Source organism: Variovorax sp. V15, assembly GCF_041154425.1.
GTDB classification, from domain to species: domain Bacteria; phylum Pseudomonadota; class Gammaproteobacteria; order Burkholderiales; family Burkholderiaceae_C; genus Variovorax; species Variovorax guangxiensis.
The window spans coordinates 779,756-795,959 of sequence record NZ_AP028659.1; the positions used below are offsets into that span (position 1 = coordinate 779,756).

16 protein-coding genes and 1 tRNA gene are annotated in these 16,204 nt (G+C 68.3%); 5 read left to right on the forward strand and 12 right to left on the reverse strand.

Annotation, left to right across the window (positions count from 1 at the left end):
• Positions 1-15: 15 nt before the first annotated feature.
• Positions 16-2,691 carry a LuxR C-terminal-related transcriptional regulator gene (locus ACAM57_RS03820; RefSeq protein WP_184640845.1) on the reverse strand — a complete coding sequence of 892 codons (2,676 nt, stop codon included), beginning with the start codon at positions 2,689-2,691 and terminating at the stop codon, positions 16-18.
• Between the two features lie 102 nt (positions 2,692-2,793).
• On the opposite strand from ACAM57_RS03820, the gene ACAM57_RS03825 reads away from it, so the two are divergent.
• The 4 genes from ACAM57_RS03825 (at position 2,794) to ACAM57_RS03840 (ending at position 6,877) form a co-directional block, all read left to right on the forward strand.
• Entirely contained in the window at positions 2,794-3,576 is a 783-nt protein-coding gene (locus ACAM57_RS03825; RefSeq protein ID WP_126023660.1) for an SDR family NAD(P)-dependent oxidoreductase, read from the forward strand.
• Positions 3,577-3,618: 42 nt separating this feature from the next.
• Entirely contained in the window at positions 3,619-4,797 is a 1,179-nt protein-coding gene (locus tag ACAM57_RS03830) for an acetyl-CoA C-acetyltransferase (RefSeq protein WP_369660759.1), read from the forward strand.
• Positions 4,798-4,814: 17 nt separating this feature from the next.
• The gene (locus tag ACAM57_RS03835; protein ID WP_369660760.1) at positions 4,815-5,633 is read left to right on the forward strand and encodes an enoyl-CoA hydratase-related protein; all 819 of its coding nucleotides are present in this window, start codon (positions 4,815-4,817) and stop codon (positions 5,631-5,633) included.
• Between the two features lie 74 nt (positions 5,634-5,707).
• Positions 5,708-6,877 (forward strand): GGDEF domain-containing protein, encoded by a 1,170-nt coding sequence (locus ACAM57_RS03840; RefSeq protein ID WP_369660761.1) that lies wholly within the window; start codon positions 5,708-5,710, stop codon positions 6,875-6,877.
• Positions 6,878-6,909: 32 nt separating this feature from the next.
• Here ACAM57_RS03840 and ACAM57_RS03845 read toward each other — a convergent pair whose 3' ends face one another.
• The 5 genes from ACAM57_RS03845 to ACAM57_RS03865 form a co-directional block, all read right to left on the reverse strand.
• Positions 6,910-7,401 carry a hypothetical protein gene (locus tag ACAM57_RS03845; RefSeq protein WP_369660762.1) on the reverse strand — a complete coding sequence of 164 codons (492 nt, stop codon included), beginning with the start codon at positions 7,399-7,401 and terminating at the stop codon, positions 6,910-6,912.
• A gap of 112 nt (positions 7,402-7,513) precedes the next feature.
• Positions 7,514-7,876: a hypothetical protein gene (locus tag ACAM57_RS03850; protein WP_369660763.1), complete on the reverse strand. Its 363-nt coding sequence runs from the start codon at positions 7,874-7,876 to the stop codon at positions 7,514-7,516.
• Positions 7,877-8,044: 168 nt separating this feature from the next.
• Entirely contained in the window at positions 8,045-8,308 is a 264-nt protein-coding gene (locus ACAM57_RS03855) for a hypothetical protein (RefSeq protein ID WP_369660764.1), read from the reverse strand.
• Between the two features lie 127 nt (positions 8,309-8,435).
• Positions 8,436-9,230: a phosphodiesterase gene (locus ACAM57_RS03860; RefSeq protein ID WP_184640840.1), complete on the reverse strand. Its 795-nt coding sequence runs from the start codon at positions 9,228-9,230 to the stop codon at positions 8,436-8,438.
• Between the two features lie 67 nt (positions 9,231-9,297).
• Positions 9,298-9,969: a nitroreductase gene (locus ACAM57_RS03865; protein ID WP_369660765.1), complete on the reverse strand. Its 672-nt coding sequence runs from the start codon at positions 9,967-9,969 to the stop codon at positions 9,298-9,300.
• Positions 9,970-10,091: 122 nt separating this feature from the next.
• On the opposite strand from ACAM57_RS03865, the gene ACAM57_RS03870 reads away from it, so the two are divergent.
• Complete coding sequence (locus ACAM57_RS03870) at positions 10,092-11,732, forward strand: long-chain-fatty-acid--CoA ligase (protein ID WP_369660766.1); 1,641 nt, start codon at positions 10,092-10,094, stop codon at positions 11,730-11,732.
• A gap of 231 nt (positions 11,733-11,963) precedes the next feature.
• On the opposite strand, the gene ACAM57_RS03875 is transcribed toward ACAM57_RS03870, so the two are convergent.
• The 6 genes from ACAM57_RS03875 to ACAM57_RS03900 all read right to left on the reverse strand — a co-directional run bounded on the left by ACAM57_RS03875 (position 11,964) and on the right by ACAM57_RS03900 (position 16,164).
• Positions 11,964-12,473, reverse strand: coding sequence for a hypothetical protein (locus tag ACAM57_RS03875; protein ID WP_369660767.1), 510 nt, complete (start codon positions 12,471-12,473; stop codon positions 11,964-11,966).
• A 269-nt stretch (positions 12,474-12,742) separates the two neighbouring features.
• Positions 12,743-13,222 carry a copper chaperone PCu(A)C gene (locus tag ACAM57_RS03880; protein WP_369660768.1) on the reverse strand — a complete coding sequence of 160 codons (480 nt, stop codon included), beginning with the start codon at positions 13,220-13,222 and terminating at the stop codon, positions 12,743-12,745.
• 46 nt (positions 13,223-13,268) lie between these two features.
• Positions 13,269-13,886 carry an SCO family protein gene (locus tag ACAM57_RS03885; protein WP_184640836.1) on the reverse strand — a complete coding sequence of 206 codons (618 nt, stop codon included), beginning with the start codon at positions 13,884-13,886 and terminating at the stop codon, positions 13,269-13,271.
• A gap of 131 nt (positions 13,887-14,017) precedes the next feature.
• Positions 14,018-14,419, reverse strand: coding sequence for a DUF2946 family protein (locus ACAM57_RS03890; RefSeq protein WP_165909670.1), 402 nt, complete (start codon positions 14,417-14,419; stop codon positions 14,018-14,020).
• Between the two features lie 81 nt (positions 14,420-14,500).
• Positions 14,501-14,577: transfer RNA gene (locus ACAM57_RS03895), tRNA-Met, on the reverse strand.
• Positions 14,578-14,631: 54 nt separating this feature from the next.
• On the reverse strand, positions 14,632-16,164 hold the full coding sequence (locus tag ACAM57_RS03900) for a VWA domain-containing protein (RefSeq protein WP_369660769.1): 1,533 nt from the start codon (positions 16,162-16,164) through the stop codon (positions 14,632-14,634).
• Between the last annotated feature and the right edge of the window lie 40 nt (positions 16,165-16,204).

Sequence of the window (16,204 nt, forward strand, 5' to 3'; positions counted from 1 at the left end):
AGGCCGGATGTAAGGCTATCGGATGACACCGAGCCTGCGCGCGATCGCCACCGCCTGCGTCCGGCTCTTCGCGTCCAGCTTCATGTTGATGTTGCGCAGGTGCGTGCGCACGGTGCTGTCGGACACGAAGAGCTTCTCGGCCATCGCGCTGTTCGAGTAGCCCTCGGCCAGCAGCTGCAGCACGCGGATTTCCTTGCGCGTGAGCGGCTCCTCGATGGCGTCGCCGGCCGGCGCTTCCGACTCGGCCGGTGCCGCCATCGGCCCCACGGCCTGCAGCAGGCGCTGCAGGTGGTCGGCGAGGATCGGGTCGCCGCCGCCTTCCTGCATCGCGGCGGCGCAGCGGTGCACCAGCGTGCCGACGGCCGGGCCCTCGTCGAGGATCAGCCGCATGAAGCCTTCCTGGCTCGCGGCCTGCAGCACCTCTGCGAACTCCTCGGTGGCGGCGGCCGGGTCGCCGGCGCGTTGCAGGGCGAGGGCGCGCAGCACCCTGAGCTTGAGCGCGCGGCGGTTGCGGGCCACGGCGAGCGCGGCGTGCAGTTCGGCGTCGAGCACCGAGAGCGCCATGCGCGCGTCGCCGAAGGCGATCTCCCAGCGCGCCTTGGCGAGCGCGAGGTAGTCGAGGTCGTGCGCGGGCAGGCGCTGGCGGCGCTCGCGTTCCCACAGGGCGGGGTCGTCGGCGCGCAGCAGCTCGTCGTGCGAGGCCGGGCCGTTGCCCTGCAGCAGCAGCATGCGCGAGCGCTCCAGCTTGGCGCCGGCCACCACGCGCGGCAGCTGGCGCTGGTGGCCCAGGTACTCGAGCTCGGTGAGCGCCTGGAAGGCCGCGTCGATGTCGCCCGCGTGGAAGGCCAGCCTCGAGCGCATCGCGTGGCTCAGGATCATGTGGTCGGGCAGCCCCACGTCGCGCGCCAGCGGCAGGTAGACGTTGAGCAGCCGCTCGGCCTGCACGAGCTGGTTGGTCTCGTAGACGGCGCCCGCATACAGCACGCCGGCCCATGCGTTGCCGTGGCTGTGGTTGTACGACACGGCATGCGTCGAATCGACCGCCATGCGCAGCCGCGCGGTGGCCTGCCGCAGCCGGCCTTCGTGCAGGTCGAACAGGCCCGCAAGCGACTCGGTGTACATGCGGTTGAAGGCGCTGTTGCCCTGCTCGCGCCGCGCGGCGTCGAGCAGCCGCCGCGCCTCGTGCTGGTCACCGCGCACCGCGAGGATGTGGGCCATGGCGTTGAGCAGCACGCTGTCGGCGAAGGCCAGGCCGGTGGGCAGGCGCGCCAGGCTCAGGCGGCCGGCCTCGTAGGCCTCGTCGTGGCGGTCCTGCATGGCCAGCAGCAGCGGCACCAGCGTGTGGGCGCTCGCGCGCACCTCGGCGATGGGGCTGTCGAGGCAGCCCGATGCGTCGAGCTGCCGCATCGCGTCCCATGGGCCGTGGGTGAAGCAGGTGGCCCACAGCGAGATCGGCTGCAGGAAGGGGTGCTCGCGCAGCTGGTGCTCGGGAATGGCCGAGAACCAGCGCGCCAGCATGCGCATGCGGCCCTCTTCGAGGAACTGCGCGGCATGGTGGTCGAGCAGATTCAGCGCATGCGGATGATCGCCGCCCTCGATGGCGTGGTCGATGGCGGGCACCGGGCGGCCGTGCGACTCGTACCAGCCCGAGGCCGCGAGATGCAGGCGCGCCGGCTCGCCGGGCATCTCGCGCGCGAGCTGCGCGCGAAGGAAGTCGGCGAAGAGGCTGTGGTAGCGCCACGCATCGCCGTCGCCGCTCATCACCGGCGTGAGGAAAAGGTTCGACGCGGCCAGCCGCTCGAGGATGGCCGCGCAGTCCACGCGCGGGCACAGCGCCTGGCACACCGATGCGTCGAGCTGCCGCAGGATGCTGGTGCGCAGCAGGAAGTCGCGGATCTCCTTCGGCTGGTGCGCCAGCACGTCCTCGGCCAGGTACTCGGCCACCGCGCGGTCGGAGCCCGAGAAGCGCTCGACAAAAGCAGTGGCGGTGGCGGTCTCGGTGCCGGTGCCGTGGCGCTCCAGCGCCATCGACGCGAGCCAGATCGCCGCCACCCAGCCCTCGGTCTTGCGGTGCAGCAGCGAAAGCATTTCGGGTGGCAGCGCCTGGCGCGGGCCGAAGAAGGCGCCGGTCTCCTCCAGGCTGAAGCGCAGCCGGTCGGTGTCGATCTCGGTGAGCTGCCCGCGCGCGCGCAGCCGGCCCAGGCCCAGGTCGGGCAGGCTGCGCGAGCCGATCACGATCTGCCCCCTGCGCGGCAGGTGCTCGACGATCTCGCGCACCAGCCCCAGCACGGCCGGCTCCTGCACCCGCTCGAAGTCGTCGAAAAAGAGCGTGAAGGGCGACTCGTGCGCCGCCAGCGCGGCCACCGCGTCGAAGGGGTTGCTGTTGTTGCCGCGCGCCTCCTCAACGCCCAGGCGCTGCACGGCCTCGGCCAGGCAGTCGAGAAAGCGCGAGACGTCGTTGTCGGCCCGGTCCAGCGTGAGCCACGCGGTGGCGATGCCGCGGGCCTCCATGCGCTCGCGGATCTGCGCCATGGCGGTGGTCTTGCCGAAGCCGGCCGGCGCGCGCACGAGCACCAGCTTCACGGCCGCCGAAGCGACCTCCTCCCCGATCGCGGTGCGCGGCACCTGCGTGGCGACGAAGGCCGGGGGATTGAGCTTGGTTTCGAGGATGCGGGGTGTGGGCGGCTGCATGCGGCGCTGAAATCCCGTCGTTTCCGACGATGTGTGCGGCCGATTCTGCTTCCTAAACTGGATGTGGACAAACCATTCAAGACACCTCAAGGACACCAGCAGATGCAACTCGATTCCAGCATTGCGGCCGTCGTCACCGGCGGCGCCTCGGGCCTGGGCGCCGCCACCGCGCGCCGCCTCGCGGGCCACGGCGTGAAAGTCGCGCTCTTCGACCTCAACGCCGAGCAGGGCGAGGCGCTGGCGAAGGAACTCGGTGGCATCTTCTGCAAGGTCGACGTCACGTCGGAGGAACAGGTGGATGCCGCCTTCGCCAGGGCGCGCGCGGCGCACGGCCAGGAGCGCGTGCTGGTCAATTGCGCCGGCACCGGCAACGCGGTGAAGACCGCCAGCCGCGACAAGGCCACCGGCGAGATCAAGCACTTTCCGCTCGCGAATTTCGACCGCATCATCCAGATCAACCTGGTCGGCACCTTCCGCTGCATCGCCAAGTCGGCCGCCGGCATGCTCACGCTCGGCATGCTGCAGGACGGCGAACGCGGCGCCATCGTCAACACCGCCTCGGTGGCCGCTCAGGACGGGCAGATGGGGCAGGCGGCCTACACCGCATCGAAGGCCGGCATCGTCGGCATGACGCTGCCCATCGCGCGCGACCTGATGAGCGAGGGCATCCGCGTCAACACCATCCTGCCGGGCATCTTCGACACGCCGCTGCTGCAGGGCGCGCCCGACAACGTGAAGGCGGCGCTGGCGGCGTCGGTGCCGTTTCCGAAGCGCCTGGGCAACCCGGCGGAATACGCGACGCTGGCGGAGCTGATGATCACCAACGGCTACTTCAACGGCGAGAGCGTGCGGCTCGACGGGGCCATTCGCATGGCGCCGCGCTGATCCGATCCCTACATCCACACAGATACAGACAGGAGAACTCGCATGCCCGAAGCATTCATCGTCGCCGCCGCGCGCACCGCCGGCGGCCGCCGCAACGGCCGCCTCGCCGGCTGGCACCCGGCCGACCTCGCAGCGCAGGTGCTCGACGCGCTGGTGGACCGCACCGGCGCCGACCCGGCGCTGGTCGAGGACGTCATCATGGGCTGCGTCGACCAGGCCGGCGAGCAGTCTTCCAACATCGCGCGCAACGCGGTGCTGGCCTCGAAGCTGCCCGAGTCTGTGCCGGCCACCTCGGTCGACCGGCAGTGCGGCTCGTCGCAGCAGGCGCTGCACTTCGCGGCGCAGGCCGTGATGTCGGGCACCATGGACATCGTGATCGCCGCCGGCGTGGAGAGCATGACGCGCGTGCCCATGGGCATGCCCGTCACGCTGCCGCTGAAGAACGGGCTGGGCTTCTACGTGAGCCCGCTCATGGCCAGGCGCTATCCCGACGTGCAGTTCAGCCAGTTCACCGGCGCCGAGATGATCGCGAGGAACTACGGCATCGAGAAGGACGAGCTCGACCGCTATGCGCTGGAAAGCCACAGGCGCGCCATCTCGGCGACGAAGGCCGGCCACTTCGAGCGCGAGATCGTGCCCGTGGCGGTGCGCATGGCCGACGGCGCCGAGCCCGGCGAGCAGCACACCGTGGACGAGGGCATCCGCTTCGACGCCACGCTGGAGAGCATCGCCGCCGTGAAGCTCATCGCCGAGGGCGGGCGCTGCACCGCGGCCACCGCCAGCCAGATCTGCGACGGCGCCAGCGGCCTGATGGTGGTGAACGAGCGCGGCCTGAAGACGCTGGGCGTGGAGCCGCTCGCGCGCATCCACCACATGAGCGTGATGGGGCACGACCCGGTCATCATGCTCGAGGCTCCGCTGCCCGCCACGCAGCGCGCGCTGAAGAAGGCGGGCATGAAGATCTCCGACATCGACCTGTACGAGGTCAACGAAGCCTTCGCGCCGGTGCCGCTGGCCTGGCTGCAGACGCTGGATGCCGACCCCGCGCGGCTGAACGTGAACGGCGGCGCGATCGCATTGGGACATCCGCTAGGGGCGTCGGGCACCAAGCTCATGACCACGCTCGTGCACGCGCTCGGCCAGCGTGGCAAGCGCTACGGCCTGCAGACCATGTGCGAGGGCGGCGGCATGGCCAACGTGACCATCGTCGAGCGGCTGTGACGGCCTTGGAGCAAGGCATGGGTTACGTGGATGAAGACCCCATCCTGTGCGAGCGCGAAGGCGATGTGGAGATCGTCAGCTTCAACATCCCGAAGCGGCTCAATCCGCTGACGGCCGGGCTGCAGCAGGCGCTGCGCGACAGGCTCGCGCAGCTGCGCAAGGAAGGCGAGGCGGGCACGGTGCGCGCGCTGGTGCTGACCGGCGCGGGCAAGTCCTTCTGCGTGGGCGCCGACCTGTCGAGCATGGGCCCCGGCGGCGGGGACGGCAGCATCGGCCAGCGCACGGCCGATGCGATGGAGGCGCTGTCGAACCGGCTCATCGAGGACCTGCGCGGCATGCCCTTTCCGGTGGTGAGCGCCATCAACGGTCCGGCGGCGGGCGCAGGTGTCGGCGTGGCGCTGGCGGCAGACGTGGTGATCGCGGCACGCTCGTCCTACTTCTACCTGCCTTTCATGCCGAGACTGGGCATCGTGCCCGACCTGGGCACCACCTGGTTCCTCGAACGGCTGGTGGGCCGCGCGCGGGCCGTGGGCATGTCGCTGCTCGGCGAGCGGCTCTCGGGCGAGCAGGCCGCGCAATGGGGCCTGGTGTGGGCCTGCGTGGACGATGCCGAACTGCGCGCGCAGGCCGTGTCGGTGGCGCAGCGGCTCGCGCGGCTGCCCGCGCATGCGGCGCGCGAGATCCGCGCGGTGTACGAGTCTGCCGCCGGCCAGCCGTTGGTGGCGCAAATGCGCCACGAGGCGCAGCGCCAGCGCGAGCTGCTCGACCGGCCCGAGTTCGCGGAGGGCGTGAGAGCCTTCCTGGAGAAGCGCGAGCCGGTGTTCCGAAAGGCCTGAGCAGCGGCCCCGCCCGGGCCTGCGGAACCGGGCCGCGGGATAGGGGTTGGCCGATGCCAACATAATCGGGCTCCATGGGCGCATCGCCATCCATCCTCGATCCTCGCTCCGTCATCCTGCTGGCCGGCGTCATGGGCGTCGTGATGGCGCTCGTGGTCTTCTTCATGCAGCGCAGCTACCCGCGCAGCATCCAGGGCCTGGCCGAATGGGCGCGGGCGCCGCTGGTGGCGTTCGTGAGCACCATGCTGTTCGCGGCGCGCGGCTACTTCCCCGACTTCCTCACCATCGTCGTCGCCAACTTCGTCCTGTACCAGGCCTGCATCCTCTACTACGCCGGTAGCCAGAAGTTCCTGTTCGGCCGCAGCGACACCCGGGGCTGGACGGTGCTGAACTGCGTCCTGGCAGTGGCGCTTTTCTGGTTCGGCATCGTGAAGCCCGACTTCGAGATGCGGCTGCTCTTCGTCACCCTGGCGGTGTCGGCGCTGTTCTTCCGGCATGCGCTGCTGTACATGCGGCACACCGGCCGCGTGTTCGGCAAGCGGCTGATGACCGGGCTGCTGCTGGCGCAGGCGCTGGTGGCGGCCCTGCGCTTCGTGTCGGTGGTGGCGGGCATGGCGGGCAGCGGTCTCATGGAGGGCTCCTGGATCCAGTCGCTCTACATCAGCATGTACTCGTTCACCGTGCTGCTGCTGACCATCGCCGCCATCCTGATGGCCACCGACCGCGTGCACACCGAGTTCGAATACCTGGCCACGCGCGACCCGCTGACCGGTGCGCTCAACCGCCGCGCGGTGCTCGACGCCTGCGAGGGCGCCTTCACCTCGGGCGAGCGCCGCGGCGCGCTGCTGATGGTGGACCTGGACCACTTCAAGGACATCAACGACCGCTTCGGCCACCAGATGGGCGACGCCGTGCTGCGCGAGGCGGTGCACCGCATGCAGCGCGCCATCGGCGACAAGGGCGTGCTCGGCCGCTACGGCGGCGAGGAATTCGTCGTGCTGCTGCCAGAGTCCGGCAAGGCCGAGGCGATGGAAATTGCGGCGCGCCTCAGGCAGGCCGTAGGCGAGCCCTTCCCGGCGGATTCGTCCATGGCCGTCGTCGGCTCGATGGCGGTGAGCATCGGCGTGGCGGCCGGGGAGAGCAGTTCCGGCGGCACCGGCATCGACGACGTGCTGGCGCTGGCCGATGCGGCGCTGTATCGCGCGAAGGCGATGGGGCGGGATCGCGTCATCGCGGCGGCCTGAAGCCGGATGCGACCGAATTCATTCGAGGGCTGTCACCACACTTTCCACCACGGCTTCGGCGTTGGTTTGTGGGGAACTTCTGTCAGCGGAGCAAGGAAAACAGCAACTGGTTTTGCGAAGAGTTTTCCCGTCTCGTACTCGATGCTGCCATTGACTCGGGAGTAAGGGATCACCAGATAAACCGAGTCTCCCGCCTTGTGCTCCAGCAGTGCGACAAGTGTGCTGGCCTCCTCTTCGGTCTGTGCTGGTTTGGGCGGAATGGACATTGCCGTGCCATGAAAGAAGACGGCGGATGCCACGATGCCATTAGCTTCGGCTGCAGCACGGAAATTCGATTCGAAATGGGCGAGTGCTTCGGTGACGCTGAGGCGTTTGTCACCCTCCGCCACCAGTGCTGCCCCTTCCATGACTCCTGCATTGTTTGTAGATGCAGCGTGAGGGGCTAGTTGGCCTTTCGCGTGAAACTGTTGCACGAACGGAACCATGGCATGGATTAGTTCGTCGAGTTGTGCATGAATGGGCATTCGTTTACTCCCCTGTCTCGATTCGCTTCGGATATTCACTGGTTGCAATGGCAAAACAACCAAGAGGCCCTCGGCAACGGAGGATGAGCCTCGTGGGCGCGTTCGATCGCCTTCATTCTTGTCGTTCTGCAGAAAGGCCGCTGTCGATGCGCGCAGCGCTACAGGCTGCGCAGTGGCGCGCTGTGGGCGTGCGAAGCGGCTTACCGCACACATGGCACGGTGGGCCATAAAGGCTCAGGCGGTGATGCAGGATCGCATTTGGGTTGGTCTCCCTGTAGCCGGTGATGCGCTCGTAAGCCGCCACCGTCAGGTAGCCGAGCCCGCGCTCACGGGCTTCGGCAAGGCTGCAGCCGGTTTCTTCGCGGTACTGCATCATCTGCGCGATGTAGCCCATCGGATGGGCGACCTGCCACTCTTCCTCCGTGAGCATCGGCATGTCGGTCTGGCAGCGCCAGCAGTAGAGGGTTCGGGGCATGGGACGAATGTCGTGCGGGTTTCGGTCGCGATGATCGGCCGCATTCTGCCCGCGTCACCCGAGGCTGCCATGTCGAAGAGCGTGCCGCCTGCGTCGCTCCCCACCCCACCGCCCCGCTCGCCAGCACGATCCCCGGCAACATTCTGCGCGCCGAGGGGCACCGGCGGCTTATTTCCCGCTGTCTTCGTCGCCCCAGCGCCAGCGCGGGGGCTCGCCCTTGAGCCAGCAGACCGCCACCAGCGCGAGGGTCGGAATCGCGAGGCCGAGGAAGAAGCGCAGCGGCTCCTGTTCGGGATGAAGCGAATACACCGCCGTCAGCACCAGCGCGGCGTAGACGGCGACCACCACCCAGCCTTGCCAGCGATTGGGAAGCCCCCAGCCCCAGCCGTAGCGCTTGGCGGGAAACCAGTAGGGCTGTTGTTGTTTCTGCATCGAATCTCTCCTGGTCGACCGGGGCTGCCCCTGCGTTGTTTGGGTGGCTGCGTCGTTCCTTGCGGAACCCGGGTGGATTCTGTCCGCCTTGCCTGAAGAGATCCTGAGCGCGCGAACGCCGGCTCGCTCAGGCGAATGGAAATGGTCCTTCCATCGCACCGATGTGGCTGACATGGCTCACCATGCCGTGGTTGTCGCTCCACAGGTGCAGCATGCAGCCCGGCCGTCCCATGTACGAGGCCGGCGCCGCGCCTTCGGCCAGTTGCAGCGCGATCTCGGTCGTGCTGCTCGGGCAGGCGCACACGACAGTGCCCGCCCAGCGCCGCAGCATCGTGCGATGCACGTGGCCGCACAGCACCAGCTCGATGTTGGGGGCGCCGCGCACGATGGCTTCGAGCGGCGGCGTGTCCATGTAGCGGTACGTGTCCATGTAGGGGATGCCGCTGACGAAGGGCGGGTGGTGCAGCATCAGCAGCGTGGGTTTGGCGCGGTGGGCCTCCAGCGTGCGCTGAAGCCATGCGAGGCCCTGCGCGTCGACGCCGCCGTGGTGGTGGCCGGGAACGCACGAGTCCAGTGCCACGATGCGCACGGGGTGCTCGTCGATGCAGTAGTGCAGCGCGCCCTCGGCCGGCAGGTAGGCGTGGTCGGCGAAGGCGGTGCGGAAGTTCTCGCGGCGGTCGTGGTTGCCCGGGATCACGAGGTACGGGATCTCCAGCTTCGCGAGCAGGCGCCGCGCCTGCGCGTATTCCTCGGGGCGGCCCTCGTCGACGAGGTCGCCCGTCAGCAGCACGAGGTCGGGCCGGCGGTCCAGCGCGTGCAGGTGGTCGATGGCTTCCCCGAACATGCGGTTCGAGTCGGCCACGCCCTGGTAGAGCTGGCCTGCGGGGCGGATGTGCGGGTCGGAGATCTGTGCGATGAGCATGCGGCGTCTCGTGCTGTTCGTTGTGCCACGAGGGCTAGCACGATCCGTTCCGCTGCGAGCATCGCGCTCAGATGCCGACGAACTCCGCCACCTCCGACAGCGGTGCGCGCTCGGTGACCAGCGCATCGAGCGGCCGGCTGCGGTCCGCGTAACCGATGGCCATGCCGGTGAAGAGCATGCGCTCGGGCGGCAGGCCGATGAAGCTGCCGATGGTCTGCGGGTAGATCGCCCAGCATTCCTGCGGGCAGCTGTCCAGGCCTTCGGCGCGCAGAAGCAGCATCACGTTCTGCAGCAGCATGCCCAGGTCGGACCACTGCGGCGGGCCCATGCGGCGGTCGACGGTGCAGAAGAGCGCGAGCGGCGCGCCGAAGAACTGGTAGTTGCGAGCGAACCATTCGCGGCGCGCGGCCTTGTCCTCGCGCGGAATGCCCAGGCGCGCGTACATCGCCTCGCCCACTGCGAAGCGGCGGTCGCGGTAGGGCGCGACCAGCTCGCGCGGGTAGATGTCGTACTCGCTGCCTTCGCCGGCGGGCGCTTCCTTCACGCGCGTGCGCATGATGGCCTTGAGCTCTGCGAGCTTCTCGCCACCCACCATGTGCAGGTGCCAGGGCTGCAGGTTGCCGCCCGAAGGCGCGCGCAGCGCCTGTTCGATCACGCGGCGGATGACTTCGCCGGAGACGGGCGTGTCGAGAAACTCGCGCACCGAGCGGCGGGTGGCGATGGCGTCCTGAACGTTCATTCCAAAGTCCTCTTGGGGGTCGATGCTAGGGGCAACCCTCGGATGGCCTCAATCGTCTCTTCCGACGATGCCGCACGGCATGGCCGCTGCCTAGCATCCGGCCAGCGTACAGGAGACAAGACATGTTCGGATTGATGCAAGACCGCCCGCTGCTGATCTCGTCGCTCATCGACTACGCGGCCACCTTTCATCCGCATGCGGAGATCGTGGGCCGCACCGTCGAGGGGCCGGTGCACCGCACCGACTACGCGCAGATCCAGCGCAGCGCCAAGCAGGTGGCCAATGCGCTGAAGACGTTGGGCATCGAGAGCGGCGACCGCGTGGGCACGCTCGCGTGGAACACCTGGCGACATCTGGCGCTGTACTTCGGCGTGTCGGGTTCCGGCGCTGTGCTCCACACGGTGAACCCGCGGCTCTTTCCGGAGCAGATCGACTACATCGTCAATCACGCGGAAGACAAGGTGCTGTTCTTCGACACCACCTTCGCGCCGCTGGTGGAGAAGCTCGCGCCCGCGCTGAAGTCGGTGCGCGCCTTCATCGCGATGACCGACCGCGCGCACATGCCGGCCATCGGCGTGCCCAACCTGCTGTGCTTCGACGAGCTCGTCGGTTCGCAGAGCGAGCAGTACGAGTGGCCCGAGTTCGACGAGCGCACCGCATCGTCGCTTTGCTACACCTCGGGCACCACGGGCAATCCGAAGGGCGTGCTGTATTCGCATCGCTCCACCGTGCTGCACTCGCTGATGGAGTGCGCGCCCGACACCTTCGGTGTCAACTCGCAGATGACGCTGCTGCTCGCGGTGCCGATGTTCCACGCCAACGCATGGGGCATGCCGTATGCGGCGGCGATGACCGGCATGAAGCTGGTCATGCCCGGCCCGCACATGGACGGCCAGAGCCTGTACGAGCTCATGCGCGACGAGAAGGTCGGCTTCTCGCAGGCCGTGCCCACCATCTGGCTGATGCTGTTCCAGTACTTCGATGCGCACCCCGAGATCGACACGCGCGCCATCGGCCTCAAGCGCATCGGCGTGGGCGGCGCCGCCACGCCGCGCAGCATGATCGAGCGCTTCGAGCGCGACTTCGGCGCCGACTTCGTGCAGGGCTGGGGCATGACCGAGACCAGCCCCATCGGCGTGATCGGCAACCTGCTGCCCAAGCACCTCTCGATGCCCAAAGAAGAGCAGACGCGCGTGAAGATGCGCCAGGGCCGCGGTGTGTGGGGCGTGGAGCTGAAGATCGTGGGAGAGGACGGCCAGCGCCTGCCGCACGACGGCAAGGCCTTCGGCCATCTGCACGTGCGCGGTCCGTGGATCGCGAGCGGTTACTTCAAGGGCGAGGGCGGATCGGTGCTCGACGCCGAAGGCTTCTTTCCGACGGGCGACGTGGCCAACATCGACGAGGACGGCTATGTGCAGCTGGTCGATCGCGCGAAGGACGTCATCAAGTCGGGCGGCGAGTGGATCTCGTCCATCGACCTCGAGAACGCGGCGAGCCTGCACCCCGCGGTGGCCGAGGCGGCGGTGATCGGCATCGCGCATCCGAAGTGGCAGGAGCGTCCGCTGCTCATCGTGGTGAAGCGTGCGGGCATGGAGGCCACTCGCGAGGAACTGCTCACATTCCTCGCCGAGCGCGTCGTGAAATGGTGGCTACCGGAAGACGTGGTCTTCGTCGACAGCCTGCCGCATACGGCCACCGGCAAATTGCTGAAGACAAGGCTGCGCGAACAGTTCAAAGGTTACGTTGCGACGACATCCGTTTGACAGTTCAGTGATTTGTTAGATTTTTCTGTGGACAACTCTGTGAGTTGTGGGTGGAGGCTGGGAGGCGGAGCGAGAACTGGCGTGGCTTCCCACCACGTTGCCTCTTGAATAGGCACCCGGATCGGTGTGCTCGCCGCGTGTAGACCAAAGGCCCAGGGCTCGCGCGAATGTATGCAAACCGGAGGGCTCGGCGCATGCCGGCCCGTTCGCGATCTTCCGGATGCCGCGAAACTACTTGGCGGCGCCACGCGCGAGTTGCGCCCGTCCGAACGGTGTGATGCGCCGGATCACGGCGAGCTCCTGCGGCGATCCGCCGGCGTCCTTCCAGGCGAGCCCGGGGCTGATGGCCGCATCGACGAACCCGGCCTGCTTAAGTACGCCGACGCAGCTGATCTCCTGAGGGTCCTCCACCCGCAGGGGGAAGGCCGAACGTTCTATGGCGCGCAGGTAGTCCAGTGGCTCCAGGCGCGTCTTCGCCTTCTTTCTTCTCGATGCCGGGTCGGTGCCGCCGCGGTGGTCGCGCAGCTTTTCGATCTCGGCATGCCCTTCCTCCGTGATGCAGACCACCAGCGCCGCCTGCGCCAGCCTGTAGCTGCCGTGGTCGGTGTCGAAGGCCGGATCGATGGCGGCTTCGATGAGGCCGGTGGCCTTCAGGACGGACACGCGCCGCACGTCCTGCGCGTCGGTCACGTGCATCGGCAGGTTGGCATGCTCCAGATGGAGAAGGTATCTGAGCGGCACTGAAGGACCCCTGTGATCACCTCCCTCGGCCTTAAATGCCGCGCCGTGCCGACCAGCCGGAGCCGGGACGGCGAGATCGCCTCCCGGCACCCTGGACAACTCATGCGCCCCGGGGAACCCCGGCTCACGAAGGAGTCGGCCGGCGAGGGGATGGATTGTGAATATTTGTCAACAATTCTTCTGATCTCCGGGGGTGAGCGCCATCACCGAAAAAGGGTATTCCCTCTGGCCTGTCCAGGCGCAAGGGTGGCCGGCCGCGCGGGGCGGATTCAGTGCTTGTGCCCGCCATGCCCCGCCGGCTGCGCCGAGGCATTCAGCGCCCGCACCGGCGCCTTCACCTCCAGCGTTTCGCGCTTGCCGTCCTTGCCCTCGAAAGTGAGCGTGAGCGGTACGGTGTCGCCTTCCTTCACCTGCTGCTTGAGGTCGAGCAGCATCACGTGATAGCCGCCGGGCTTGAGCTCGACGGTCTTGCCGGCCGGCAGCTCGAGCTCGGTGATCTGGCGCATGCGCATCACGTTGTCCTGCATGGCCATCTCGTGCACTTCGACGACCGGCGTGACGGGCGAGCTGGCCGAGACCAGCTTCGTGTCTTTCGCGGCGCTGAGCTGCATGAACGCGCCGGTGGCCTTCTGCTGCGGCACGGTGGCGCGCACCCATGCGTCCTTGACGGTGACCTGCGCGTTCGCCGCATGCGCGGTGAGCAGCGCGGCGCTGGTGATGGCGAGGATGTGTGCGATACGGTTCTTCATGATCTTGATCTCCTTGGTTTGAATCTGTGTGGGATGGCGCAGGCCCTCAGGCGGACCGCAGGATCTTGCGCAGGTCTTCGGCGCACTCCTGCGCGCTCTGCTCGTGGCGCAGCACGATGCGGATCTTGCCCTTGGGGTCGAACACATAGCTGAAGGCCGAATGGTCCATGGTGTACGAGGAGCCGGTGGGCACCTTCCGGTAGAACACCTTGAAGTCCTTCGCGGTCTCGCTGGTTCGCTGCATGTCGCCGTACAGGCCGATGAAGCTCGGGTCGAAGGCCTGCGTGTAGGCCTTGAGCACGACGGGCGAGTCGCGCTCGGGATCGACGGTGACGAAGATCACCTGCAGGCGCTCGCCGTCGCTGCCGAGCAGCTTCCTGATCTCGGCCGCGCGCACGAGGGCGGTGGGGCAGACGTCGGGGCATTGGGTGAAGCCGAAGAACATCATCACGGCCTTGCCCTTGAAGTCGGCCAGCGTGCGCTCGCGGCCGTCGGCGTCGGTCAGGCGGAAGTCTGTCGCGTAGCTGGCGCCGGTGATGTCGACGCCGTTGAAGCGGGTGGGCAGCACCTTGTCGCAGGCCGCGAGGGTCGTGAGCACGGCGAGGCTGCCGCCTGAGAGCAGCAGGCGGCGACGCGTCGGCTGGATGGATTCTTTTCTGGTCATTGAATGGACTCGCTCCGGCGCCTGTCGGGGCGCCGATGGATTCGTTGCACAAGCGCATGCGATGGATGAGCGACAGGCCTCGTATGGAGGCCCGCCGCGGCATCACGCGTGCGGGAACTGGGGAAGAAGCCTCAGAGGAGCGAGGGAGGCCCGCGTGCCGGCAGCGGCGCCGCGGTGGCTGCTGCGATGTGCGCGGACGGAGTCGGCCGTGGCACGCGGGCCGCTGGCGGGAGCACCGGCAGCTCGACGATGGGCGTGGTCGCCGGCGGGGCGCCGGTGAGCACGCACAGCGGGCAGTCCATGTGGCCCGCGCCCAGCTCCTGCGCGCCGTCGTCGGTGTGCACGATGGCCTTGAGCGATCCGGCGTTCGAGCAGACCAGTTCCACCGCCTGCGGATGCACCAGTGGGGAGGCGACGGCCGCGCCGAGCGACAGCGCGAACCACAGCAGCACCCACCGGATCAGGCCGGCGGCCGGGCGCCGCAATCCCTTGCCGAGGCGGTCAGGCGTGGGTCGAAGGGGTGGCGCAGGCATCGTCCGGATTATCGGCCAGCCTCGCGCGGCAAAGAAAAAAGCCTTGCAAGTCGTTGACCTGCAAGGCTTTTTCGGTTGTTTTGGTGGCTCTTCACGGACTCGAACCGCGGACCTGTGGATTATGATTCCATCGCTCTAACCGACTGAGCTAAAGAGCCGTTCGGTGTGTTGCTCACCGAGCCCGCGATTATAGCCCAGACTTTTGCGGCCGCTCAACCACCCGACGGCAACCTGCCCAATTCTTCGGAAACCAGCCGCACGATCAGCTTGTCCAGCGTCTGCACAGAATAGTTGCCGACGTCGTGCACGGTCTGCGTTCCCGGGCCGCTCGCCGGGTTGGCCGCGTCCTTGTAGGTGAGGAACACGAAGCGCCCGCCGGTGTACTGCGCAATCTGGCGCTGGATGTATTCGCCCTGCTTGTCCAGGCCCGATGCGCCCACGCTGAACACCTTGATGCCCTTGCCCAGCGCGGCGACCATGTCGTCGTCGTATTGCGGGCCGCCGTAGTCGAGGTGCGGCGGCGCGTCGGCCAGAAGCACCACGAGGCGCGTGGTGTCGTTGCCGCGCCAGCTCAGCTTGTGGACGGTTTCGTTGAGCGCCTCGTTCATCGCCTCGGGGTAGTCGCCGCCGCCCGCGGCGCGCAGCGCGTCGAGCACGCCCTGGAAGCCGTCGAGGTCGTTGGTGAAGTCGTGGCGGCGCACGAGGAACTCGTCGCCGCGGTCGCGATACGCCACGAGACCGAAGCAGGTGTCGGGGCGGCTGGGCAGCCTGGCGACCTGGTCGGCGATGGTGCGCAGGGTGGCCTTGAGCTTGGCGATCTCGTCGTCCATCGAGCCGGTGGCGTCGATCAGGAAGACCAGGTCGAGCCTCGCGCGCGCGGGCACGGCGCCCGGCTTGCCGCCCAGCACCACGTCGACCGCGTTCTTCTGGCCGCGCTGCAGAAAAACGGTGCTCTGGCGGCCGTTCTTGCGCACGGTGACTTCATAGACCGCGCTCTGCGCCTTGTCGAAGGCGTTCGGATGCAGCCACGCGCGCCCGCCCGCATCGGTGCGGGCCCACATGGCGGCGCCGTTGGCGGCTTGCACGGCCACTTCGGCATCGGGCACGACCGCGCCGCGCGCGTCGCGCACCTGCAGCAGATAGCGCACGCTGATGTCGCGCTCCCGATGGGGGACCTGCGTGCGGCCGTGGAAGGCCAGGTATTCGCTGAAGTCGGCGTTGTCGTCGACCATGCCGGCGGTGACGGGTTCGTTGGCCGGGCGCTGGGCTTGCACAGGCGCTTGAAGCTCGCCGGCCGCGCGAGCCGCGGGGGCGGGCGCGACGGGTGCTACCGGGGCCGGCGGCGCCTCCGCGATGGCATCCGCGAGAGCCGCTCCAGCCGGTGCCGACTTGGCCGCTGGCGTCGCCATCGGCTTTGGCGTCGTGGGCGAAGGCACGACCGCAGGGCTCGCCCTGTATTTCTTCGACAGCTCGGCGTACCTGCGCTCTTCCCGCGCACCCGACACGCGCGGCATGCCCGGCGTCTCGTAGGTCCGCACCGGCTGTGCGCAGTGCGTGGCGGAAGGGGCATCGAAGTTCGGCACCGTCTGCGTCGGCAGCGTGCGGCTGTCGGGCGCGGGTGTCGGCCAGCGCACGGAGCTTCCGATGGCGGGCATTTCGGTGGCGCCGCTGGCGCCCAGCAGCAGCTGGGCGCACAGCAGCACGACGAGCGGGCGGCTGAACCGGTAAACGAAAGGCTGGGTCATGGAAGCACTCCGGGTGGTTGGGTGCTGGCTGATACGGCCT